Source organism: Aeromicrobium changchenzhani (genome assembly GCF_057586615.1).
In genome coordinates, this window is sequence record NZ_CM172480.1 from 2,886,765 (window position 1) to 2,911,318 (window position 24,554).

Sequence of the window (24,554 nt, forward strand, 5' to 3'; positions counted from 1 at the left end):
CCTTCCTCACAGTCAGCGTTTCTCACAGTCAGAGTTTCTCGACCGGGGCGTAACGAAGCAACAGACGCTTGACGCCGCTGGAGCCGAAGTCGACCGAGGCTACTGCCTTGTCCCCTACGCCATCGACAGTGACGACCATGCCCATACCGAAGCTGTCGTGGACAACACGATCGCCCGGAGCGAGCGAGATGACCGTGCGGGCGCGCTGCTTCGCGCGCGCCGACACATTGGCCGAGCCGAACGTCGTCTGAACCGGACGTGGCGCAAACGACGATGAAAATGCTGGCAGACCCAGCCGACGCCACTCGATCACACGCTCGGGGATCTCATCGAGGAAACGCGAGGGTGGGTTGTGCGCAGGCGCTCCCCAGGCCGAACGAACCGCAGCCCGGGTGACATAGAGCCGACTGCGGGCGCGGGTCACGCCGACATAGGCCAACCGGCGCTCTTCTTCCAGCTCTTTCGCATCACTCATCGCCCGCATGTGCGGGAACAAGCCGTCCTCTAGTCCGGTCAGGAACACGACGGGAAATTCCAAACCCTTCGCAGTGTGCAGCGTCATCAGCGTCACGACGCCGGCGCCGTCGTCGGGGATTGAGTCGGCGTCGGCGACCAGTGCGACCCGCTCGAGGAAGGCCGCGAGCGAGCCAGGTGCGAATACGGCCACGTCCTCAAAGACATCTTCGTTTTCGGGCAAATCCTCGTTTTCGAGCAGATCACCCTCGGCTTCGGGCTCGCCTTCGTCGATCGTGCTCGCGTCGACGACAAACTCCCGCGCCACCGCAACAAGCTCGGCAAGATTTTCCACTCGAGTCTCATCCTGCGGGTCGGTGCTGCTTTCCAACTCGTTCAGATAGCCGCTGCGCGTGAGCGCTGCCTCGAGGACCTCATCAGCCGGCGCGTTCGTTGCGGCCAAGGCCTGAAGCTCACTCATGATCGTCACGAACGCGGTGATCGCATTGAGTGATCGCGTCGCCAGATCGGGGGCCTCATCGGCGCGGATCAGCGCGTCCCAAAAACTCAGATTGTCGCGCCGCGCAATGGCGTCAATCGCGGCCACGGCCCGATCACCGATGCCCCGTTTGGGCACGTTGATGATGCGTCGCAGCGACACTGCGTCAGCGGGATTGGTCAGGGCCCGTACGTAGGCCAGCGCGTCTTTGATCTCTTTGCGCTCGTAGAACCGCACGCCACCAACAACCTTGTAGGGCAGACCGACCCGGATGAACACCTCTTCGAAGACTCGGCTCTGTGCATTCGTCCGATAGAAGATCGCGATGTCGCTTGACTTGATGTCATGATCCTCGGCGAGCTTGTCAATCTCGTCGGCGATGAACTGTGCCTCATCGCGCTCATCGTCGGCAACATAACCGACGATCATTTCGCCATCGCCCTCTTGTGACCACAGTTTCTTGGCGCGCCGACCCTCATTGCGGGAAATGACCGCATTGGCAGCCGACAGGATCGTCTGCGTGGAGCGATAGTTCTGTTCGAGGAGGACGGTCTTGGCATTGGGGAAATCCAGCTCGAACTCAAGAATGTTGCGGATGTTGGCACCGCGGAAGGCATAGATCGATTGATCGGAGTCGCCGACCACGAGAAGATCGGAGTCAGGCTCATCACACAACTCGCGGATGAAGGCATACTGAGCCGCGTTGGTGTCCTGGTATTCGTCGACGAGGACGTGTCGGAAACGACGACGATAGATCTCGCGCACCTCGGGGAATGCCCGAAACAGGTGCACCGTGTTCATGATCAGGTCGTCGAAGTCCATCGCATTGGCGGCCACGAGGCGGCGCTGATAATTGGCATACGCCTCGGCGTAGATCTTCTCGGTCTCGTTGTTGGCGCGGCTGCCTGCCGATTCGTGATCAAGAAGCTCATTTTTGGCATTCGACACCCAGTTGAGGATGGCCCGCGGATTGAACCGTTTGGGGTCGAGGCCAAGCTCCCGACATACCAAGGTCATCAGCCGCTTGGAATCGGCCGAGTCATAAATCGAGAACGAGGAGGTATAGCCGAATCTCGACACCTCTTTGCGCAGGATGCGCACACACGCGGAGTGGAAGGTCGAAACCCACATGAGCTTGGCGCGCGGTCCGACGAGCTCGGCAACCCGCTCGCGCATCTCGGCGGCAGCCTTATTGGTGAACGTGATCGCCAAAATCGAGCCGGGGTGCGCGTGTTGGGCCGCGATGATCCAAGCCACCCGGCGGGTCAGGACCCGAGTCTTGCCCGAGCCGGCACCGGCCACGACAAGCAGCGGCCCGCCGGTGTGCCCGACGGCCGTCCGCTGCGCGTCATTCAGCCCATGCAGCAGCGCATCGGGCGTGGGTCGGTTGGACGCAGCAGGAGCGGCGGAGGGCACTGGAAACGGCAAAGTCATTGTGCGTCAAGAGTACGGTTCACCGCGGACAATGCGCCGACAGGCTCGCCTCGCCGGTGCGTGGCCCGATAACTTCGCGTCGAATGGCGCACGAATGACAGAAATCGTCGCGGATTCGGCCATTACTGCGCCACTCGTGGGATGGGGTGGTGCGTGTAGGGTTGATTCCGGTCATCCATCCGAAGGAGAATCTCGTGCCGGTGACAATGTTTATCGTCCTCGCAGTAGCTGGCGCGCTCGCGCTGCTTGGGTTTTCGCTGTTCGGCATCGGCAGCCCCGATCGCTCCGATGAACCACCGCCGCACCTGCCCGGCCACGACCACCTCGATTACCTTAAAAAGGACAAGCCCGAGGAATGATCACTCGGCGGTGGTGTTCGGTTTGCGCCACGTCCGCTCAAATGGCAATCGCCAACCCCGCGGGGCGATCAGCTGGTGTACCGCGTTGGGCCCCCAAGTGCCCTCCGGGTAGGGCCGTACCGGTGGCAGATCAGCGAGCAATGGCTCGGAGATCTCCCACAGTCGCTCGATACCCTCGGCAGTCGTAAACAGGGTCCGCTCACCACGCATCGCATCGTGAATGAGTCGTTCATACGCTTCCAACACCTGTCCGGCTCGCTCGTTCTCCTGCATCGCGAACTGCATCGAGAGTTTGTCCAACCGCATCCCGGTGCCGGGTCGCTTGCCATAGAACGACAGCGACATCTTCGACGCATCGGCCAAATCGAAGGTCAGGTGATCGGGCCCGGACAATCCGACGCCAGAGCCAGCCGGGAACATACTTTTCGGCGGTTCCCGGAACGCGATCGAGATGATCCGAGCACCTTCGGCTAACTGCTTGCCGGTGCGCAGATAAAACGGCACGCCAGCCCAGCGCCAATTATCAATCTCGGCCCGCAGCGCGACAAACGTGTCAGTTTCGGACTCAGCTGACACGCCATCCTCATCGCGATAGCCCACATACTGGCCTCGGACTACATACCGCGGATCGAGCGGCAGCATCGACCGGAAGACCTTGTTCTTCTCTTCACTGATCGAGTCCGAGTCGAGCGCGGTTGGCGGCTCCATCGCCATGAACGCCAGCACCTGGAAGAGATGAGTGACGACCATGTCTTTGAACGCGCCAGTGCCTTCGTAGAACCCCGAGCGACCGGTCACCGAGATCGTCTCGGGTACGTCGATCTGAACGTGATCAATGAAGTTGCGGTTCCAGATCGGTTCGAACAGGCCATTGGCAAACCGAAACGCCAATATATTGAGCGCAGCCTCTTTGCCGAGAAAATGATCGATTCGGAAGATCTGTTCCTCGGCGAACACTTCGTGCAATTGGGCGTTGAGCCGTTTCGCGCTTGCCAGATCCGTGCCGAAAGGCTTCTCCATCACAATCCGTGATCGCTCGACCAGTTGAGCGGCATCGATCATACCGACGACGTCCAGTGCTGATGCGGGCGGAACACTCAAATAATGAAGCCGACGCACCTCGCCGCCGAGTTCGGCCTCATGGTGCGCGGCAGCCCGCGCCAATGCCTCGGGCCCGGCTTTCACGTTCACATATGACAGCTTCGCCGCAAATGCCAGCCACATGTCGTCGGGGATCGGCCGGGTGCTGAACTCTCGGCAGGATTTCTCCGCGAACTCGCGAAAATCGTCATCGGTGAAATCGTCGAGCGACACGCCAATGATCCGCGAATCGGGGATAAGTCCGGACTCCAGCAGATGCATCAGCCCGGGAAGGAGTTTGCGTCGGGACAGGTCGCCGGTGGCACCGTACAGCACGATCAGAGTTGGCTCGTTCACGATTCCACAGTAGGGCTCACGGCCGTCCCTGTCGCGGTTCTTTCGATTGACAGTGAGTGACAGCCGCATGACAGGCCCCTGCAAGCGCCACCTAGATCGATCTCCCGATCGTCAACGCGAACCCGCAATGGTCCGAGGACGTCTAGCTGCCCGACTACATCCTGCGTCACCCGTCACCCAGCGGTGTTTGAGCAACCTTATTCCCAGAGATACCGTTGCTGAGGCACCGGCCGGTCTAAGACAAGGTTGCTGAGCCACCGACCGGTCAATCACGACCGGCTAACCAGCCGCGCCGAGCCTCAACTGCGGTATCGGCGTTATCGGCGAACAGCCCATCAATCCCAGCGTCGAAGAACCGTTCGAACTCGGCAAAAACATTACCTTTGGCGTTCTTTTTGGTTCCTCGCCACAAATCAGCCGGTAGGAATTGATTTTCGTCCCGCATCGTCCAAAGATGCACCAGCAATCCCGCGGCGTGTGCATCTTCAACCAAACTCGTTGGAGCACCCAGATTGCCTCGCGAATCCCGTGGAATCACACAATCCTTATGGGCTCCGATTCCCGCCGCATACGTTGCGATCTGAGCAAGCTCGGCAGGTTTCACCAAATCCCGATAGGTCCGCGGATCACCAGAAGCGACGAAGTCTGCGGGCTGTCCCTTCGCCGGGAGCAGTTGTATGAGCGGGAGTTTCGTGCGCGTGCTTAAAGATCGTAGATTCTGCGGCTCCATCGACTGGATTATCGTTTTGCCGCCCTCATGGTCGAGGCCACGCCGACCTAACACCTCCAACAAGAGATCGTCGAGATTGATACCGATGCCGTCGAAATATGTTGGATGTTTAGTTTCGATATAGGCCGACACGGGGATCCCGCGATGCGCGTTGTTCAACTCCAACAGATCGATGATCTCATCAAGGGTGCACACTTCGAAACGGCCGTCATAGCGAGCGTTGGCATCTCTAACCTTGGGAATGCGTTCAGTCGCACGAAGTGTCTTGATCTCGGCGAGGGTGAAATCTTCGGTGAACCAGCCGGTCAATTTTTTGCCGTCGACGACCTTGGTCGTCTTGCGGTCGGCAAACTCACGTTTGGATGCCACATCGGTCGTTCCGGAGATTTCGTTCTCGTGGCGTGCGAGTAGAACTCGATCGGCGGTGCTGACCACATCAGGTTCGATGTAATCGGCACCCATGTCGATGGCAAGTTGATATCCAGCAAGGGTGTGCTCGGGCCGATAACCCGAGGCCCCGCGGTGGGCGATCACGATTGGAGCAGTCATGCGCCAAGTCAACCTCATCCCGCCCTGCCCGAGCAAACATTCAATCGGGGAATCGCTGAGTGTCGCCAACCCAACGTCCGCCCCAGCGCGCTGGCAGGCACCAGTAGTGTGGACCCATGGCCAATGGAAGACTTTTCGGACGCGGATCATGGCCTGAAACCTCTCGGATCGGCGACGTCCTCCGCAAGGAGACGATCGGTGGCGCGCTGCTGATCCTCGCCACGCTGGTCGCGATCGTCTGGGCCAATTCGCCCGACGGCGACGGCTATGCCGCCTTCCGTGACACGGTCATTGGACCAGCCGATCTTCACCTCGACCTGACGTTGGGCACCTGGGCGGCCGACGGATTATTGGCGATTTTTTTCTTCGTCGCGGGTCTAGAGCTAAAACGCGAATTCGTCGCCGGCGATCTGCGCGATCCGCGCCGGGCGGCAGTCCCGATTGTCGCGGCACTCGGCGGTATGGCGGTGCCGGCGATCGTGTTCACGATCGTCAACCTCGGCGGCGCCGCTGGTGCGCTGAGGGGCTGGGCAATCCCGACCGCGACAGATATCGCGTTCGCGCTCGCGGTGCTGGCGGTCATCAGCACCCATCTGCCGACCGGCCTGCGTACATTTTTGTTGACACTTGCCGTGGTCGACGACCTGTTCGCCATCACGATCATTGCGCTGTTCTACACCAAAAACCTTGAACTCCTGTGGCTGCTGGCTGCCCTCATACCGCTTGCCTTGTTCACGGTGGCCGTCCAACGACGGATCCGATCATGGTGGTTGCTGCTCCCACTCGCCGCGCTCACCTGGGGCTGCGTCCATGCCTCAGGTGTCCACGCCACGGTCGCCGGCGTACTGCTCGGCTTCGCGGTGCCAGTGCTGCGCAAGGATGGCAACACGCTGCCCGGGATGGCCGAACACTTTGAGCATCTGGTGCGCCCCATCTCGGCCGGTTTCGCAGTGCCTGTCTTTGCGTTCTTCTCCGCCGGCGTCGCGGTCAACGGGTGGGATGGATTCACCAGCGCTCTGCGCGAGCCCATCACCTTGGGCATCATCGCGGGGCTGTTCGTGGGCAAGGCGATCGGAGTGTTCGGCAGTACCTGGCTCATGGCCCGCTTCACCCGGGCTAGCCTCGACGACGATCTCGAATGGTTGGATGTCTTCGGCCTGTCGATCCTTGCCGGCGTCGGCTTCACGGTCTCACTGCTGATCGGCGAACTTGCCTATGGAACCGGCAGCAGCACCGACGAACACGTCAAGGTCGGTGTACTGCTGGGCTCGCTGATCTCTGCCCTCTGCGCGACAGTTGTATTGCGCTCACGCAACCGGACCTACCGGCTGATCGCTGAACGCGAAGAACGCGATGACAACCAAGACGGCATACCGGATGTGTACCAGGATTGAGCGGGGACTACTCCCACTCGATCGTGCCCGGCGGCTTGCTGGTGATGTCCACGACAACCCGGTTGACCTCACGGACCTCATTCGTGATGCGCGTTGAGATCGCCTCCATGACATCGTAAGGCAGTCGTCCCCAGTCCGCAGTCATCGCGTCCTCGCTGGTTACCGGCCGCAGCACGATCGGGTGACCGTAAGTACGTCCATCGCCTTGGACGCCAACGGATCGAACATCGGCCAAGAGAACGACTGGGAATTGCCAGATCTCGCGGTCAAGCCCGGCCCTAGTGAGTTCTTCGCGCGCGATCGCATCCGCGTCGCGCAGGATGCGTAGTCGATCGGCGGTAATCGACCCGACGATGCGAATTGCCAGACCGGGGCCCGGGAACGGGTGTCGCCAGACGATCGCTTCGGGCAGCCCGAGCGCCAAGCCAACTTGCCGGACTTCATCTTTAAACAGCGCACGGAGCGGCTCGACGAGGGTGAATTCCAGGTCATCGGGCAGCCCGCCGACATTGTGATGGCTCTTGATGTTGGCAGCTCCTTCGCCGCCGCCGGATTCGACCACATCGGGATAAAGGGTTCCTTGGACGAGAAATTCGACCGGTTCACCCGCTGCAGCCGCGACAACTTCGCGTTGGGCAGCCTCGAACACCCGAATGAATTCGCGGCCGATAATTTTGCGCTTTTCCTCGGGATCGGTGACGCCATCGAGGAAGCCAAGGAACTGCTCACTGGCCTCGACGACTTTCAGATCGACACCTGTCGCCGCGACATAATCGCGTTCGACCTGTTCGGCTTCGCCTTTTCGCAGCAGGCCGTGATCGACGAACACGCAAGTCAACTGGTCCCCGATCGCGCGCTGGACGAGGGCCGCGGCGACCGCGGAATCAACACCGCCGGATAGTCCACAAATAGCACGCTTGTTGCCAACGGCTGCGCGTATGAGCGCAACCTGCTCTTCAACGATATTGGCGCTGTTCCAGGTCTGGCGACAGCCAGCGATATCGACCAAGAACCTAGTCAAAACCTGCTGACCGTGCTCGCTATGCAGCACCTCGGGATGCCACTGAACCCCCGCGAAGCATCGCTCGGTGTCCTCAAAGGCGGCGATCGCTGCGCCAGCGCTGTGTGCCAATGCGGCAAAACCGGCCGGGGCAATCGACACTGAGTCGCCATGGCTCATCCAAACCCGATGGTTGGCTGGCAGATCGGCCAAAAGAGTGCCGGGCGCATCGATCTCGACGCCAGTCCGGCCAAATTCGGAGAGCCCAGTCTGAGCTACTGAACCGCCAAGCGCCAAGGCCATGGCCTGGAAGCCATAACAGATGCCGAATACCGGAATCCCTTGCTCGAACAGCGCCGTGCCGATCTGCGGAGCGCCCTCGGCATACACCGACTGCGGACCGCCAGACAGGATGATCGCGGTCGGTCGTTTGGCCAAAATATCGGCCAGCGACGTCGTGCTGGGCACGATTTCGCTGTAGACCTGCGCTTCTCGGACCCTGCGGGCAATCAACTGGGCGTATTGCGCGCCAAAGTCGACCACGAGGACAAGGTCATGTTCCTGAAATCCGATATTCGCCACCCGGGGAGTCTATCGGCCCGAAGGATTCTTTGAAATCGCGTGTAACCCGCGTAACCCCGCACGCCGACAGTCGTTGATCTGGGTGGAACTAACTAACTCCCTCCCGTTAGTTCTGGTGTCCACTCCTCGTGGCACGACAGGGCCTGACCCGTGAGCTCCCTCCCGGTCAGGCCCTGTGCATGTTCACCCCTTGACGTATCCCGCCAGATGCTCACCGGTAAGCGTTGAACGATCGGCCACAAGTTCGGCTGGGGTTCCTTCGAAGACAATTCGTCCACCCTCGTGGCCTGCGCCGGGGCCGAGATCGATGATCCAGTCCGCGTGTGCCATGACGGCCTGATGATGCTCGATCACGATGACGGTCTTCCCCGCGTCGACGAGACGATCCAAAAGCTGCAAGAGGTGCTCGACGTTGGCCAGGTGAAGTCCGGTCGTCGGCTCATCCAGAATCAGAATGTCGCTCTTCTCAGCCAGCTGAATTGCGAGTTTCAGCCGCTGCCGTTCGCCGCCTGACAACGTGGTGAGCGGCTGGCCAATCGTGAGATAGCCAAGGCCCACATCTACGAGCCGGTCGAGTATCTTGTGCGCCGCGGGCACCTTGCCAGCGCCATCGCTGAAGAACCGCTCCGCCTCGGTTACTGACATCGTGAGCACTTCGTTGATGTCTCTTCCACCGAATTTATAGTCAAGGACTTCGGCTTGGAACCGTTTCCCTTCGCACACCTCACACGGCGTGGCCACGCCGGCCATCACGGCCAGATCGGTATAGATCACTCCGGCGCCTTTGCAGGTTGGGCAGGCGCCCTCGGAGTTGGCGCTGAACAGCGCCGGCTTAACTCCATTGGCTTTTGCGAATGCCTTTCGGATCGAGTCGAGCATTCCGGTGTATGTCGCTGGGTTGCTTCGGCGTGAGCCCTTAATCGCACCTTGATCGACTGTCGCCACACCGTCCCGCTTGGAAACCGATCCGTGGATCAGCGAAGTCTTGCCCGAACCGGCGACGCCTGTCACGACGGTCAGCACACCGAGTGGGATGTCGACATCAACAGCTTGCAGATTGTGGGTGTCGGCCCCACGTACTGCCAGCGAACCCGACGGGGTGCGCACCGAGGATTTCAACGCGGCCCGGTCGTCCAGATGCCGACCCGTGAGCGTGTCACTGGCCCGCAACTCTTCAACCGTGCCTTCAAACACCAGCTCTCCCCCGGCAGCACCGGCGCCGGGCCCAAGGTCGACGGCATGATCAGCGATCGCAATCAGCTCTGGCTTGTGTTCAACGACGAGCACCGTGTTTCCCTTGTCGCGAAGGCGCAGCAGCAGGTCATTCATCCGCTGGATGTCATGCGGATGCAGTCCGATCGACGGCTCATCGAACACATAGGTGACATCGGTCAAGGATGAGCCGAGATGACGAATCATCTTGGTGCGCTGCGACTCGCCGCCCGAAAGCGTGCCTGCTGGTCGATCGAGACTCAGGTAGCCGAGCCCAATCTCGACGAATGAGTCGAGAGTTTCACTCAATGCTTTCAGCAATGGCGCAACTGCGGAGTCGTCGAGTTCACGCACCCACGCCGCGAGTTCGGTGATCTGCAGCGCGCATGCATCGGCGATACTGATGCCGTCAATCTTCGATGAACGAGCGGCTGCGCTGAGCCTGGTGCCATCACACTTCGGGCACGTTGTGAAGGTAATGGCGCGCTCAACAAAGGTGCGAATGTGCTGCTGCATCGCGTCGACATCCTTGGCGAGAAACGATTTCTGGATCTTCGGAATCAGCCCCTCATACGTAAGATTGATGCCTTCGGCCTTGATCTTCGTCGGCTCTTTGTGCAGCAGATCATCAAGTTCTTTCTTCGTGAACTTCCCGACCGGCTTGTCCATGTCGAAGCCAGCGCCTTTGAAGATTCGGCCATACCAACCGTCCATGCTGTAGCCGGGCACCGTGATCGCGCCGTCGGCGATCGACTTGGTCGCATCGAACAGCGCGGTCAGATCGAAGTCCGTCACCGCTCCTCGGCCTTCACAGTGCGGGCACATGCCGCCAGTGATGTTGAAGCTTCGTCGTTCCTTCGTCGTACGGCCGCCCTTCTCGAGGGTGACTGCTCCGGCGCCGGAGATCGAGGCCACGTTAAAGGAGAATGCCTGGGGCGAGCCGATGTGCGGCTCTCCGAGCCGGCTGAAGAGAATGCGCAGCATCGCATTGGCATCGGTGGCAGTGCCAACGGTCGAGCGCGGGTCAGCCCCCATACGCTCCTGATCGACGATGATCGCGGTCGTCAGTCCGTCCATCACATCGACATCGGGCCGCGCGAGCGAGGGCATGAAGCCTTGCAGGAAAGAACTGTAGGTTTCGTTGATCAGCCGCTGCGACTCAGCGGCGATCGTGCCGAACACCAGCGAGCTCTTGCCCGAGCCGGAGATACCGGTGAAAACCGTCAGCCGACGCTTCGGAATCTCAACACTGATGTTTTTGAGATTGTTGACCCGCGCACCGTGCACACGGATCCGATCGTGACTGTCGGAAGTTCTCAGCGGGTCGGAGCTGTTGCCCATGGTCATCGCGGCTCTCTCACGTGGACAGGTCGATTTTGTGGTCAACCCTAGCCGTGCCCGAGGTGCCGCCGCTCAGCCGATTTCGACGATCGGCAGGCGCAATGCGGCTGGCGCATCATCGGGAACCATCGGATGGACCGGTTTGACCGGTGTGACCCGGGCGTAGTCCGAACCAACTGACGGCCGGGTATCAACTTCGCCCTTATTGGGCCAGAACGCCATTGCTCGCTCCGCCTGTGCGGTGATCGTAAGCGATGGGTTAACGCCAAGATTGGCGGAGATTGCCGAGCCGTCGACGACATGCAGGCCCGCATGGCCATAGAGCCGTTGGAACGGATCAATGACGCCGGTTTCAGGGCTGTCACCAATCGCGCAGCCGCCCATGAAGTGAGCGGTCAGTGGCACGTTGAAGGGTTCACCGAGCGTTCCTCCTGCGGTTCCGCCCATCACCGTAGCCATCCGCTTGACCGCATCATGTGCTGGCGGGATAAACGACGGATTTGGAGCGCCATGTCCTTGTTTGGAGGTCAACTTCTTGCGCCCGGTGATGCCGCGTTTCGTGTAGGTCGTGATGGAGTTGTCATGGGTTTGCATGACCAGCGCGATAATCGTCCGCTCTGACCAATGCCGCAGGTCGTACAGTTTGAACAGATTGCGCTTCTGCGCCCACATCTCGCGCAGCCACACCCGCCATCGCGGGGTATCTGTGCTGCCGTCGGTGAGGACGGTCTGCATCAGCGACATGGCATTCGATCCCTTGCCGTAACGACAGGGTTCAATGTGGGTATGTTCGTCCGGGTGGAATGACGAAGTGATCGCGATGCCTTTGCTGTAGTCAATATCTTTGCCGTCGGCAATCGCGCCAAGTAGGGCCTCGGAGTTGGTCCGAGTAAGCAAGCCGAGCCGGTTCGACACATTTGGCAACGTGTGGCGGTCACGCATCTTGTGCAGGAGTTTCTGGGTCCCCATCGTGCTCGCTGAGAAGATGACTTGCTCAGCTGTGACCTTCTTGTGCGGCCGAAAGCGACGATTCGTCCGACGGGTCTCGATCTCATAGCCGCCACCAGCCAATGGCGTGACCGACACAACGGTCGTCAACGGCCTGATCTCAGCGCCGCCCTTCTCGGCCAGATAGAGATAATTCTTGACCAAGGTGTTTTTGGCGTTGTGGCGGCAGCCAGTCATACATTCGCCGCAATTGAGGCAGCCATTTCGGTCAGGCCCGACGCCGCCAAAATAGGGATCGGCAATCTTTTCACCGGGCTCACCGAAGAACACACCCACGGGCGTGTGATGGAACGTGCCACCAACGCCCATCTGCTCAGCAACTTCGCGCATAACCCGATCGGCTTCGGTGACGTGCGGATAGATGCTGACGCCAAGCATTCGTTTGGCCTGATCGTAATAAGGCGCCAATTCATCCTTCCAATCGGTGATGTGGCCCCACGCCGGGTCTTGATAAAACGGATCAAGGGGTTCATACAGGGTGTTCGCATAGACCAGCGACCCGCCGCCGACGCCAGCGCCGGACAGAATCAGAACATCTTTGAGTTTGTCGATGCGCTGAATTCCATAGCAGCCGATTTGAGGCATCCACAGAAACTTACGCAGCCGCCATGAATTTTTGGCAAAGTCTGCGTCTGCGAAACGCTTGCCAGCTTCGAATACGCCGACCCTATAGCCCTTCTCGGTCAGGCGCAGCGCCGAGACACTGCCGCCAAAACCCGAACCGATCACCAGAACGTCGTAGTCATAGGTCATGCGCGTGGGGTCCTTCTCAGTAGACGGAGGGCAAAGGTCAACAAGCGTGAGTTCTTTTCAGCGGAGAAGAATTTCGGGCCGCTGACCGGGATCAAACTCTGACTGGCGACCGATTGAGGTTCGGTGTAACGCAGGATTCCTTCGGCACCATGCCGGCGCCCGAGGCCAGACTGGCGCATGCCGCCCATCGGGGCATCCACGCTGCCGAACGTCGCAGCGAAGCCCTCGTTGATGTTGACGGTACCGGCCAAGATCTGGCCAGCGATGCCACGTGCCTGCCGCGCATTGCCGAAGATGCTGGCGTTGAGCCCATACTCGCCCTGATTGGCCAGCGCTACCGCCTCATCATTGCTGCCGAAGCGGTAGAGCGAGACCAGCGGGCCAAAGGTCTCATTGGCAAAGCATTCGGCTGCTGGCGTGACACCTTCCAACACCGTCGGCTCGAAGAAGAATGGACCGAGATCGGGGCGGGCCTTGCCGCCGGTCAGGATTGTCGCACCGTTCGCCTCGGCATCGGCCACATGCTTCTCAACCATCTCGAGCTGACTTGCAGAAACAAGTGAACCCATGTCCGGACCGAAGTCGAGACTGGACTCAAGTCGCATCGTCTTGACTCTGCGCACGAAGGCAGCCTTGAACGCCGGATAGATTTTGTCAGCGACATACAGCCGCTCAATCGACACACATAACTGGCCAGCAGAAGAGAAACAAGCACCAATCGCCCCCTCGGCAGCCCGCTCCGGATCGGCGCTGTCGAGAACAATCATGGGATTCTTCCCGCCGAGTTCCAGCGAGCAGTTCACGAGTCGTTCAGCCGCCTGTTTGGCGATGATCTTGCCGGTTGCCGTCGAGCCGGTGAAGCAAATGTAGTCCGCACGCTCAATGATTGCTGTGCCGATAACCGAGCCAGCGCCACTGACCACCTGCCACAGATCGGCCGGCATTCCCGCCTTACGTAGGAGTTCGACCGCCGCCAACGCGATCAACGGACTCTGACTGTCGGGTTTGTGTACGACAGCATTGCCAGCGGCGATCGCCGGGATTCCGTCCGAAATCGCCATCGTCAGCGGATAGTTCCACGGCGAAATGATGCCAACGACGCCCTTCGGCACGATATTGACCCGGACGCGGGTGAGAAATGGCAGCGCGCCCGAGCGGTGCTGAGGTTTGACCTGTCTGCGCAGCCGACGCGCATAGAACCGCGCCGTCAGGGCAACGTGGGCGACTTCGTCGAAGGCATGCGCGCGGGTTTTGCCCGACTCGATCTGGATGAGGTCCATCAGCTCATCCTGATGGTCCAACACGAGGTCATGCAGTCGGAGCAACATCTGCTTGCGCTGTCGCAGCGATGTCGCAGCCCAACTCGTCTGCGCAGCGCGTGCAGAGTCGAAGGCAGTCTGCACGTCATCGATACTCGACACCGGCACATCCGCGACCGGCAAACCATCCATCGGCGAAATCGTGGTCCGAGTTTCGACGGTCGTCGTCCGGATCTCACCCAGAAGCTCGGCAACCCGGTGAGCGGTAAGTTTCCCGGCGAACGGGCTGACTTCGGGGGTCGTAGTCGACATAGCAGTTAGGATACCGCGAGTATGCCAACGTTGTCCCGCGATGTCTGGACTGAATCGACTCGACTGTTAGGCGAAGATGCCCTCGCCCCAATAACCGTTTCGGCTGACACCCGGTGGGCACGCGAAAATACCCGAGCCAACATGAACGATGTATTCGTTGAGCAGATCATGGGTCGGACCGGCCAGTGAGTTCTGGATCTGTACGAACTGCGTGATCGGATTGCGCTGATAGGCGATGAAGAACAAACCCGCCGACAACTGACCCAATCCATCCGAGCCGTCAACAAAGTTGTAGCCGCGGCGCAGCAGCTTTGCCCCCTTGTTGAACTTGGGATGAGCAAGATGCACGTGTGAAAGCGGATCAATCTTAGATTCACCGCCGGAATCCTTGGCATCGAAGTCAATGGGATCGAATTCATCGCCGCCGGACATGGGGCCGCCAGAACCCTTAACCCGGCCGAATATTACGTTCTGCCCCTCGAGTGACTCGCGGTCCCAGGTTTCGATGCGCATGTTGATCTTGCGTGTGACCAAATAGCTGCCGTTGGTCATCCAGCCGGCGCCGTCCTCAGAATGGACCCAGATGAAGTCTTCGACGTCCTTCTTTTCTTCAACCTTGATGTTGGCCGTTCCGTCTTTGAAACCGAATAAGTTGCGGGCGGTGATCTGGGCCGTCGACGTCGATGAGGTGCGTCCGAAGCCAAGTTGGGAATACCGCACCGAAGCGCGGCCAAACGCAATCCGTGCCAGGTTGCGGATCGCATGAACGGCTACCTGCGGATCATTCGAACAGGCCTGGATCGCGATATCGCCGTCACTGATCTCCGGCTCTAGGCGGTCACCAGTGAAGTGCGGTAGACGCTTCAACAGAGCGGGCTTCTTGCCCTCAAGCCCGAATCTTGCCTTGCCGTCTTTCTCAAAAAATGTCGGCCCGAAGCCGATCGTGATGGTCAACTGCGAGGGCGGCAGGCCGAGTGCTTCACCGGTGTCCTCCGGCGGCGCTTCCGGCTGTCCAGCGACGGCGCCGAACTGACCGACATCATTGCCCTGAGTCATTTTTCGGGCCGCGTCGGTCCAATCCTTGAGCAATGTCACGATTTCATCCCGCGTCGTGGCAGTAACGTCAAAAACCGCGAGGTGAAGCCGGTCCTGCGCCGGCGTGACGATGCCCGCCTGATGTTTGCCTTCGAATGCCACTGGCGCGTCGGCCGAATTGATCTTCGCTTCATCAGGCCCGTCGTCAGAAGCTTGGGCGAAGCCAACCGCACCGAGCGCAAGCGCACCGACGCCCGCGGTCCCGATGAGCGCGCGTCGGGAAACATTGCCTTCGGCGTTCCGTTGGGTTTGCCTCATAGCCCGTCCCTCATCAGACCGAGTTCGCAATGACCGCAGCAACCTTGCTGATCGGTTCGCTCAGCGCTGCCACCACATCCGACAGCGACTTAATTTGGTCCTTGGTCAGTTTGTCGTAAAGCGTCCAACTACCATCGGGCAACTGATATTGGTTGAGTTCGGTATTGAGCCCTTTGAAGCGCTGATCGAGCTCTATGACCAGCGCCGCGTTCTGCCGATCCAGGACCGGCCGGAGCGCGTTGATTGCTGCTTCAGAACCCTCGATATTTGCCTTGAAGTCCCACAGGTCCGTATGACTGAACTCGTCCTCTTCACCGGTGATCTTGCCGGTCGCCACCTCGTCGAGGAGCTCTTTGGAGCCTTGGGCCAGCTCAAGCGCCGTCAACGGTGCTTTCTTGCCACGAGCCACGATTTCCTTCACATTGGCGAGCAGTTGGTCGGCGTACTTGTCCATGCCTTTGGTATTGTCCGCCACCCACAGCTGCTTCTCGATCCGGTGCCAGCCGGTGAAATCATCGCCGGGCTCGACATCGCCCTCACGACCGTCCGTGATCGGGTCCAGGTCTCCAAACGACTCAGCGACTGGTTCGATCCGCTCCCAGTAGGTTCGCGCAATCGGGAACAGGGTCTTGGCCTTCTCGACATTGCCAACCTTGACAGCGGCGACGAATTCCTCGGTCTTGACGATGAGCGCACCAGTTTGTGAGTTGACGTAACGCTCATAACTGCGCGCCGCAGCCTTCAGCTCTTGGGAATCGGAGAGTTCCTTGGCCGCCTTGCCGGTGACGGTGATCCTCTGCCGAATACCGTCGCCAATCATCCCCGGCTTGCAGGCACCCTCATACGTCCCCTTGGGCAGGTCCACGACCAAGTTGCGCGACAGTCCCGGACCGATGTTCTCGACCTCGCCCACGATCCGGTCGCCGCTGGCGTAGACGTAGAACTCAGTAACTTTCGAGCCGGTATTGGTGACCTTGAACGTCGCTGGCCCGGCATCGAGACTCGTTTGACTCACCTTGCACGAATTGTCCGAAGCCTTGACCGTGAGCGCCCCCGACGCCGAGCTGTCGGCGCCACAGCTGGAAAGGCCGATGGCAAGGGCCGAAGCAGTGCCGAGGAGTACGAGCGTGCTCTTCATCGCGAGGTGATTCCTTAAACTCAGGGATGCCTAATATTAGGCTAGCCTCACCATGCTAGGGCATTTCGTAGGTGGTTCGTCAACTGGCTGTGACGCAGACCCCATCATCGATTGAGAGAGTCCCCTTGGACAGCGGAATGATGCGGATGCCGAACCACGTCTTGCCGTCCCACCGGCGATACTTCGCGAGCGTGCGGATGGGTTCTTTGCCATGTATCAAGGTGTCGGGGTCGATCGTCGGGACCATGCACCGGTCGCAGTGCTCACCGATCCGGTAGGCCACATCGCCGATCCGAAACTCGCGCCAGCGGTCTTCGGCGAACGCCTCCTCGATCCCGTCAATCACAACATTGGGTCGGAAGCGCTGCATCCCGATCGGCTCCCCGTCGATCCACTCATTGAGTCGCGCGAGCGAGGTCGAGGACGTCAACAGCAGCGGACCTGCGTCGGCGAGGCTCACTGGTTCGTGGCCGGTCCCACCGTGCTTGAGTGAGATCGGCCGCCCGTCCGGATCTGCTTGCCAGACGAGGCGGACCATTTTATCCAGATGTTCGCTAAACCAGGCCGCTGCCGCATCCCCAGCATCCACGGCCTCGGCCAGACGGGAGATGTTGGTCGTTCGGAGCGGTCCGCCGGTTGGTGCCGCCACGACCAACGAATTCTGGCCGTCTGCGGACAGCACAATCCCGCCGTCGTCGGCCGGAGTCGCCGTCACCGCCAGCAACGTGTCGTGCTCCCTGGCGCTGAGCCGGGTGCCGTCGAGATCGACGATCGCCCAGCGGCGGTCGTGGCGCAGCCCAGCGAACTCGACCTGGGCGGACGCGACCGGCACTCCCCTGGTCGCCTTGACCGGATAAAGATTGATCGCCACGACTCGCATCACAGCACCTTTTCGAAGCACATCGACTCGGGCATACCGACATAGGGTTCGTAGATGTCGATCGGCGTGTAACCGTGTCGTTGGTAGGTATGGATTGCGACCTCCTGGCGGCTCCCGGTATGCAGGACAACGCGCCTAGCCGATCGGGTCCGCGCCTCTGCTTCCAATTCCGCGAGCATGGCGTGCGAGGCCCCGGTGCCACGAAATGCTGGTACGACGAACATCCGCTTGACCTCGAAATCGTCGCGAAGTTGCCGCAGCACCGCTTGGCAGATAGGGATATCCCCTTCGTAGCCGACCAGAGTCATGACAACGCTGGACGGGTCGATGCCTCTACTGCCGTCGCCGCTGGCATAGTCGCGGTGCGAGCCATAGAGCGCGCTGACTTCGGCAACCATCGCTTCGCGCAGTGCGGCCGCATCAGGATCGTCGAAGTCCACACGCTCGAACCTCGGCGCCTTCTGGATGCTCACCGTGCCAGTGTCGCGCACTGTCGGGAGGTCAGCCTGCGATGACATAGGCCAGCCACCAGACTAGGAACGACGCAACCACCGCGGCGATCCCGATCGCGGGCCAGATCCAGGCCAGCCGGCGGCGGACCGTCTGGACGATCGTCATCACCAAGGAGAGGATCACCGCCAGCGCCATGACGAACCACGTACCGAAGTAGCCGGCCTGCGCCACGTCGGCCGCCGAGCCGGCGCAGATCGTGTCGAACGTCGGGTCGGCCGAACATCCGACGCCGAACCCCAGCCCGACGATCAGCATGACCACCCACACCATCAAGCAGCCCACCAGGAGCAACGCCCACAGGATCCATGCCGCGGCGACGTCGACGTCTCGCGACGGCTTGAGTTCGCCCTGGCGTGAGGGCGGCGCAGTGGGCAGCGAGCCCCACATGGGTGGTTGGCTCAACCGACGACAACCTCGACACGTTGGAATTCCTTGAGATCGGTGTAGCCGGTCGTGGCCATCGCCCGACGCAGGGCGCCAACAAAATTCATGGTGCCGTCCGGGACGGTGGACGGTCCGAATAGGACTGATTCGAGGCTGCCAACAGTGCCGATGTTGACGCGCTCACCGCGCGGCAGAGCAGCATGCCATGCCTCGGCGCCCCAATGGAAGCCGCGGCCGGGCGCTTCGGCAGCGCGCGCAAACGGCGAACCGACCATGACCGCATCAGCACCGCACGCAATTGCTTTGGCAATGTCGCCGCTGCGTCCAATCGAGCCGTCGGCGATGACGTGAACGTAACGGCCGCCTGATTCGTCGAGGTAGTCGCGCCGTGCCGCTGCGACATCGGCGACCGCCGAGGCCATGGGTACCGCAACGCCAAGCACCGAACGCGTCGTATGCGCTGCACCGCCACCAAAGCCGACGAGGACGCCGGCAGCACCTGTGCGCATCAGGTGAAGCGCGGCCTGATGCGTCGCGCACCCGCCGACGATCACTGGGATGTCGAGTTCGTAAATGAATTCTTTGAGATTGAGCGGCTCAGCCCGACTCGAAACATGCTCGGCCGAGACCGTTGTGCCGCGGATGACGAACAAATCGACGCCGGCCTCGACGACGACGTCGGCGAACTCCTTGGTGTGCTGTGGCGACAGCGATCCTGCCACCGTGACCCCTGCGTCGCGGATGAATTTGAGCCGAGCAGCAATAAGATCAGGGCGGATCGGCTCGGCATAGATTTGCTGCAGCCGTCTCGTCGCGGCAGCACCGTCCAGCGTCGCCACTTCCACCAGAAGCTCTTCGGGATCCTCGTAGCGGGTCCACAGGCCCTCAAGGTTGAGGACACCGAGGCCACCGTGTTTGCCGAGCGCGACCGCAGTTTCGGGCGTCATGACCGAGTCCATCGGGGCTGCAATCAGCGGGAGTTCAAAACGATAGGCGTCAATCTGCCAGGCGACCGAGACTTCCTCGGGGTCACGCGTACGCCGGCTCGGGACGATCGCGATGTCGTCAAATGAGTAGGCTCGGCGTCCGCGCTTGGCCATCCCGATTTCGATATCCATGAGAACAGCCTAGATGAGTGAGTCCGAACGTATAATGGTCGTAGGCGATAAGTCGCGTTGGGTTGGGTTGCTGGCCATCCAGTTGTGCCAGATTCCTGCTGCGCGGGTTTGCGCCACCGGCGTCGCCCCGTGGAATCGGTCGTCTAGAGTGACACGGCACACGAATCGAGATCCGGGGGATCCATATGCACATGCGCCGTTCCGCGATCGCCGTGGCCATACTCAGCCTTGTTATCGTGGCCGGCTGTGGCGGCTCTGACAACAAGGCTGAGGAGAAGCCGAAGTCAGACAATACGTCGCAGAAGCCGCAGTCGCCGAAACCCCAGACCGCAGACCAGATCTGGGCCAACAGCCTATGTGCTCAGATCAACGCCCAGGGAGTCGCAAAGGCGCTTGGTCAACCCGCGGTCTACCGCGGTTCGGCGGGCACGTCCTTGGTCGGAATCCCTTCATTCGAAACCTGCAGCCTGATTGTGGGACAGACGGACAGTAGCTCGTCGATCACGTTCGGCTGGTCGGTGACCCCAATTTCGGAGTCCGGCTGGGGCGCGGCCAAGAAGCACGAGAAGGACACCAACGGCCGCTACACGAAGATCGAAGCCATCGACGTGGGCGATGGCGGCTACTTCAGGGCTCCGAGCGTTGCAGTGGCCCGGGTGGGTGACCGGATCATCCGCGCGTCATACCAAGGCCCTCCGACGACGGCCAAGAAGATGGCGAAGACTCTCGCGCTCGCCGTGCCAGTTGCGCCAAAACTCAAGGTCGAGCCACCGATTCGTGAGCTGCCCGCCTGCGCAAAGGGTGACGCGGCCGCGGATAAGGTCATGGGCGCGAAAGCGACGATCCGGCGCGACTTCCGCATAGCGGGTAAACAAACCGTGTGTAGCTGGGCCACCCCGAGCGCCGCGGTGTCGGTCACCTCGGCTGTGCAGAAAGACGCAAAGGCCGATCTGAAAGACAGGATCGACTCATCCGGTGGCGAAATGATCACGGGGCTCGGCGAGAGCGCGGGCTTCATCGGCGGCGTCGACGGCAAGTCCGTTCTGTTCGTGACGAGCAACGGAACGTATGTGCAGGTGTCCGTGCCAGCGCTGCTACCAGGCAGCAAAGCTGACCTGATCGCAATGGCCAAGGACCTCGTCGCGAGCTACTGAACGACCCCGGACCTACTGGACGCCTCGTTCGATGTCATCGAGCGAAAGGTCCGACATCAGGCCGGACGGATTGGCCGAGCGGCGGACCAGCACGGGCTGAACGTCATCGCTTTCCCGGGCGAGCGCGTACTGCGTGCCGTCTAGAGCGAACCGCAGCGCCCGCGAGAGCGAACTCACGCGCGCGTCTGAGGGGCTCAACTTGGGGGCCGCGGCCTTGATCGCCATCGCCAAAATCGGCAGGGTTCCACCCTGATTGGCAAGTTTGTCGAAGAAGCTGCGCGCCTTCGAGTCCAGCAGGACCTTCTTGATGATCGATTTGTACTCTTGCGGCGACGACGCGGGTTCGGCGTGCACGACCGGAATGTCCTTAGCCATTGCGTGCCAGTTGGCCTTGTTTTCAGCATTCTTGGCCGGCGCGGGTTGCTGCTTCTTCGCCGGCGCCTTCGCCTTGGTAGCAGCTGCCTTGGTGGCCGGTTCCCTCGCAGTTTTCTTCGCGGCCGACGCCTTCTCAGCTTTGGTGGCAGGTGTGGTCTTCTTGGCTTTGGTCGGCTTCACCGGAATCGCCATTGCGTCGTCGTGCCCTGAGAAGACCGGCTTCAGCGCGGCGACCGGTGGCGTGGGAATCAGTTTGAGCGGGACGTATTGGTCGACTTCCTTCTCGAGGACAGAGTTGACCGGGTGATGCGCGAGCGTCGCTCCGATGACGTACTTATCCAACTCGTGCAGTCGACGAACCAGCGGAACGAAGTCCCCGTCGCCCGACACAATGACGAAAACCTCGAGCTGCTCGAGATCGGCAGCCGCACGCAGACAATCGACGACAAGCACAATGTCGGCGGCATTCTTCTCGGCCTTACCGACCGAGAACACCTGGACAGTTTCGACCCCGCTGCGTACGACCTCCCGGCGGTAGTCCTCCAGCCCGATGGCGCTCCAGTCGGCATAGGCTCGCGCGACCGCGATGCTTCCAGAACCGGCCTCACGCGACGCGGCATCCTCGAGTTGCTTGAGTACGTCGCCCATCGGCAGGTCGGGGATCTCAAGCTTGCCGTAGCCCTTGAACAGGTTCTCGGCGTCGATGAAGACGGCGACGTTGCGGTTGCTCACAGGTCGAGGCTAACGGCAGTGGGTCATCGGCTGCTGTAGTTGGGGGCTTCGACCGTCATCTGGATGCCATGGGGATGACTTTCTTTCAGGCCCGCTGGCGTGATCCGAACGAACTTACCGCGCTCCTGGAGTTCGGGAATCGTATGCGCGCCCACATAGAACATCGACTGATGCAGTCCGCCGACAAGTTGCTGGGCAACCGCCGACAACGGCCCTCGATAGGCCACTTGACCTTCGATCCCTTCGGGAATGATCTCGGCGTCGCTGGCCACATCGGCTTGGAAATAACGGTCCTTCGAATAGGACTTCTTACCGCGTGAGGCCATCGCGCCAAGCGAACCCATACCGCGATAAGCCTTGAACTGCTTGCCGTTTACGAAGACGAGGTCACCGGGGCTCTCATCGCAGCCGGCCAACAAAGAACCGACCATCACGGTGTCAGCACCCGCAACAAGCGCCTTCGCGATGTCGCCGGAATATTGCAGTCCGCCGTCGCCGATGAGCGGGACACCCGCCGGCTTGCAGGCAAGCGAAGCTTCGTAGATTGCCGTTATCTGCGGGACACCTACGCCGGCGACGACCCGTGTCGTGCAGATCGAGCCGGGGCCGACACCGACCTTGACCGCGTCGACGCCAGCATCAACAAGCGCCTTCGCACCTTCGCGGGTGGCGACATTGCCGCCAATGATCTGAACGCCGCGGGTCGCGGGATCGGCCTTGAGTTTGCGGACCATGTCGAGCATGAGCCGGGCATGGCCGTTGGCGGTGTCGACGATCAGCGTGTCGACGCCTGCTTCAGCGAGGGCGCAAGCGCGCTCCCACGCATCGCCAAAAAAGCCGATGGCCGCGCCAACGAGCAACCGACCCTCAGCATCCTTGCTGGCAAGTGGGAACTGTTCGGACTTCACGAAATCTTTGACCGTGATCAGCCCGGCAAGATGGCCCTGGTCATCCACGATCGGCAGCCGCTCACGCTTGTGGGCGCGCAGCAGTGCGGAGGCATCTTCACGGCTGATGCCGACCGGCCCGGTGATCAGTGGCATTGGCGTCATAATCTCGTTGACGGTCTTCTGCGCCCATTCGGCCAGCGGCACAAAACGCAGATCACGGTTGGTGATGATGCCGAGAAGCACGTTATCTTGGTCAACAACTGGCAGGCCCGAGACCCGATATTCACCGCACTTCTCGTCGAGCTCTTCGAGTGTCGCTTTCGGGCCGATCGTGACCGGATTGGGGATCATGCCAGTCTGGGTCCGCTTGACCAGATCGACTTGATAGGCCTGATCCTCGATCGACAGATTGCGGTGCAGGATGCCGATGCCACCCTCACGGGCCATCGCGATCGCCATTCTTGACTCGGTGACCGTGTCCATTGCACTCGACGATAGTGGAATCCGAAGCGAAATCTCACGGGTCAACTGCGCGGTCGTATCGGCCTCGCTGGGAATCACATCGGATTCGCCCGGGAGCAGTAGGACGTCGTCATACGTCAGTCCGATCATGCCGAATTTTTCTGGGATACCTACCGCACTCACGTCCATGGCCCGATCTTACCGTTGACCGAGCCGCACCGATTCGGGCCATTCCTCAGAGCTGCTTCGCCAAGCCATCGGCGATCTCGTTCATGATCTTGGCGTATGCCGCATAACTGGGTGGCGCCACTGATTGCCACGGAACATACGCCTTGTTTCGGCCAGCTGCGACCTTCTGCCACACCGGCTCGGACTCAAACAGTTTGAGCCCGGCAGCGCCAATGCGGGCGTCGTACAGCGCGATGTCGCCGCCGTAGCGGTCCGCGTTTTCCCAGCTGAGCGCCTCGAAGTAGTCCGCTGATTTGAGCCCGGTCGGTCGAACGATCGGCAGCCCCAAGATGTCCTTGTAGTAGGCAAGATCTGGGCTCTTCGACGGATCGGAGACATAGAACGTGTCAGTCGCGGCCGATACCGCAATAATTTTCTTGCCTCCGAGTTTCTCGGCGATCACACGGAGACGGTCGCCAGCGGTGGCAAAGTCTCGATGTGCCTGCTTCACCTGTGCAGCATTCGGATTCGCGCCGAGCGACTTCGCCAACTGTTCCGTTGCATCGAGGGTTTGTACGAGCGTTTTGCCTTGGAAGTCGACGACCGCGGTCGGGGCGAGTTTTTCGATCTTCGGCTCAACGCTCGGGCTGATGTACCAGAGTTGCTTGGGCAGATACTGATAGGTCGCAATGAGATCAGGTCGCAGTGTGGCGAGCTTTTCTAGGTTGACGTCACCATAGTCACCCTCCCCGGTGACGTCTTCGACGTTCGCTGGATCGAGACCATCGGCCTGTCGGTCGGTACTGCCGTCAGCGTTCTTGAGCGGGCCGAACGTGCCAACGATGTCTTTCACACCGAGGTCGGTCAACGCGGCCGCCATCGAAGATTGAGCAACGATACGGTTCGGCGCGGCGTCGAGCGAGATCGCCTCACCCCGATCATCGGTGTAGTTCCAAGCCTTGTTGGCATCGCTGGATGAGGTGCCACAACCGGCAACGGCGAGCAGCGCCGGGATCGCGATCACGATGCCTAAGTATTTGAAATTCATAAGGGCAGCCTAACTTA

At 60.7% G+C, this 24,554-nt stretch carries 19 protein-coding genes; 3 read left to right on the top strand and 16 right to left on the bottom strand.

From position 1 onward, the window contains the following. Nucleotides 1-28: 28 nt before the first annotated feature. A complete protein-coding gene (pcrA, locus tag AC2YB9_RS14580) occupies nt 29-2,386 on the bottom strand; it encodes a DNA helicase PcrA (protein WP_487266067.1) in 2,358 nt (785 codons plus the stop codon). Nucleotides 2,387-2,535: 149 nt separating this feature from the next. Here pcrA and AC2YB9_RS14585 point away from each other — a divergent pair, with 149 nt between their 5' ends. Then, nucleotides 2,536-2,745, top strand: coding sequence for a hypothetical protein (locus tag AC2YB9_RS14585; RefSeq protein WP_487266068.1), 210 nt, complete (start codon nt 2,536-2,538; stop codon nt 2,743-2,745). On the opposite strand, the gene zwf is transcribed toward AC2YB9_RS14585, so the two are convergent. Then, nucleotides 2,746-4,182: a glucose-6-phosphate dehydrogenase gene (gene zwf, locus AC2YB9_RS14590; protein ID WP_487266070.1), complete on the bottom strand. Its 1,437-nt coding sequence runs from the start codon at nt 4,180-4,182 to the stop codon at nt 2,746-2,748. Between the two features lie 265 nt (nt 4,183-4,447). Then, a complete protein-coding gene (locus tag AC2YB9_RS14595) occupies nt 4,448-5,461 on the bottom strand; it encodes a glycerophosphodiester phosphodiesterase (RefSeq protein WP_487266071.1) in 1,014 nt (337 codons plus the stop codon). A gap of 116 nt (nt 5,462-5,577) precedes the next feature. On the opposite strand from AC2YB9_RS14595, the gene nhaA reads away from it, so the two are divergent. Next, nucleotides 5,578-6,855, top strand: a complete 1,278-nt coding sequence (gene nhaA / locus AC2YB9_RS14600) for a Na+/H+ antiporter NhaA (RefSeq protein WP_487266072.1) — start codon at nt 5,578-5,580, stop codon at nt 6,853-6,855. Nucleotides 6,856-6,862: 7 nt separating this feature from the next. Here the strand turns inward: nhaA and guaA are convergent, their stop codons facing one another. From guaA to AC2YB9_RS14650, 10 genes are all read right to left on the bottom strand, one after another. Continuing rightward, complete coding sequence (gene guaA, locus AC2YB9_RS14605; protein ID WP_487268625.1) at nt 6,863-8,428, bottom strand: glutamine-hydrolyzing GMP synthase; 1,566 nt, start codon at nt 8,426-8,428, stop codon at nt 6,863-6,865. A 192-nt stretch (nt 8,429-8,620) separates the two neighbouring features. Then, nucleotides 8,621-10,996, bottom strand: coding sequence for an ATP-binding cassette domain-containing protein (locus AC2YB9_RS14610; protein WP_487266073.1), 2,376 nt, complete (start codon nt 10,994-10,996; stop codon nt 8,621-8,623). Nucleotides 10,997-11,062: 66 nt separating this feature from the next. Beyond that, complete coding sequence (locus AC2YB9_RS14615) at nt 11,063-12,751, bottom strand: GMC oxidoreductase (protein ID WP_487266075.1); 1,689 nt, start codon at nt 12,749-12,751, stop codon at nt 11,063-11,065. Next, the gene (locus AC2YB9_RS14620; protein ID WP_487266076.1) at nt 12,748-14,322 is read right to left on the bottom strand and encodes a succinic semialdehyde dehydrogenase; all 1,575 of its coding nucleotides are present in this window, start codon (nt 14,320-14,322) and stop codon (nt 12,748-12,750) included. The genes AC2YB9_RS14615 and AC2YB9_RS14620 overlap by 4 nt, the downstream gene beginning before the upstream one ends. A 66-nt stretch (nt 14,323-14,388) precedes the next feature. Further along, nucleotides 14,389-15,675, bottom strand: coding sequence for an iron uptake transporter deferrochelatase/peroxidase subunit (gene efeB, locus AC2YB9_RS14625; protein WP_487266077.1), 1,287 nt, complete (start codon nt 15,673-15,675; stop codon nt 14,389-14,391). A 13-nt stretch (nt 15,676-15,688) separates the two neighbouring features. Then, nucleotides 15,689-16,813 carry an iron uptake system protein EfeO gene (gene efeO / locus AC2YB9_RS14630; protein ID WP_487266078.1) on the bottom strand — a complete coding sequence of 375 codons (1,125 nt, stop codon included), beginning with the start codon at nt 16,811-16,813 and terminating at the stop codon, nt 15,689-15,691. A 79-nt stretch (nt 16,814-16,892) separates the two neighbouring features. Continuing rightward, complete coding sequence (locus AC2YB9_RS14635; protein ID WP_487266079.1) at nt 16,893-17,693, bottom strand: MOSC domain-containing protein; 801 nt, start codon at nt 17,691-17,693, stop codon at nt 16,893-16,895. Continuing rightward, the gene (locus AC2YB9_RS14640; protein WP_487266080.1) at nt 17,693-18,166 is read right to left on the bottom strand and encodes a GNAT family N-acetyltransferase; all 474 of its coding nucleotides are present in this window, start codon (nt 18,164-18,166) and stop codon (nt 17,693-17,695) included. Before AC2YB9_RS14640 ends, AC2YB9_RS14635 begins: the two co-directional genes overlap by 1 nt. A gap of 28 nt (nt 18,167-18,194) precedes the next feature. Next, nucleotides 18,195-18,608 carry a hypothetical protein gene (locus AC2YB9_RS14645; RefSeq protein ID WP_487266081.1) on the bottom strand — a complete coding sequence of 138 codons (414 nt, stop codon included), beginning with the start codon at nt 18,606-18,608 and terminating at the stop codon, nt 18,195-18,197. After that, the gene (locus AC2YB9_RS14650; protein WP_487266082.1) at nt 18,605-19,708 is read right to left on the bottom strand and encodes a GuaB3 family IMP dehydrogenase-related protein; all 1,104 of its coding nucleotides are present in this window, start codon (nt 19,706-19,708) and stop codon (nt 18,605-18,607) included. Before AC2YB9_RS14650 ends, AC2YB9_RS14645 begins: the two co-directional genes overlap by 4 nt. A 191-nt stretch (nt 19,709-19,899) precedes the next feature. On the opposite strand from AC2YB9_RS14650, the gene AC2YB9_RS14655 reads away from it, so the two are divergent. Continuing rightward, on the top strand, nt 19,900-20,862 hold the full coding sequence (locus tag AC2YB9_RS14655) for a hypothetical protein (protein WP_487266083.1): 963 nt from the start codon (nt 19,900-19,902) through the stop codon (nt 20,860-20,862). Between the two features lie 12 nt (nt 20,863-20,874). On the opposite strand, the gene AC2YB9_RS14660 is transcribed toward AC2YB9_RS14655, so the two are convergent. The 3 genes from AC2YB9_RS14660 to AC2YB9_RS14670 are packed head-to-tail and all read right to left on the bottom strand — an operon-like array spanning nt 20,875 to nt 24,537. Further along, nucleotides 20,875-21,969: an NYN domain-containing protein gene (locus AC2YB9_RS14660; protein WP_487266084.1), complete on the bottom strand. Its 1,095-nt coding sequence runs from the start codon at nt 21,967-21,969 to the stop codon at nt 20,875-20,877. Between the two features lie 23 nt (nt 21,970-21,992). Continuing rightward, entirely contained in the window at nt 21,993-23,510 is a 1,518-nt protein-coding gene (gene guaB / locus AC2YB9_RS14665) for an IMP dehydrogenase (protein WP_487266085.1), read from the bottom strand. A gap of 46 nt (nt 23,511-23,556) precedes the next feature. After that, nucleotides 23,557-24,537: an ABC transporter substrate-binding protein gene (locus tag AC2YB9_RS14670; RefSeq protein WP_487266086.1), complete on the bottom strand. Its 981-nt coding sequence runs from the start codon at nt 24,535-24,537 to the stop codon at nt 23,557-23,559. Nucleotides 24,538-24,554: the final 17 nt, after the last annotated feature.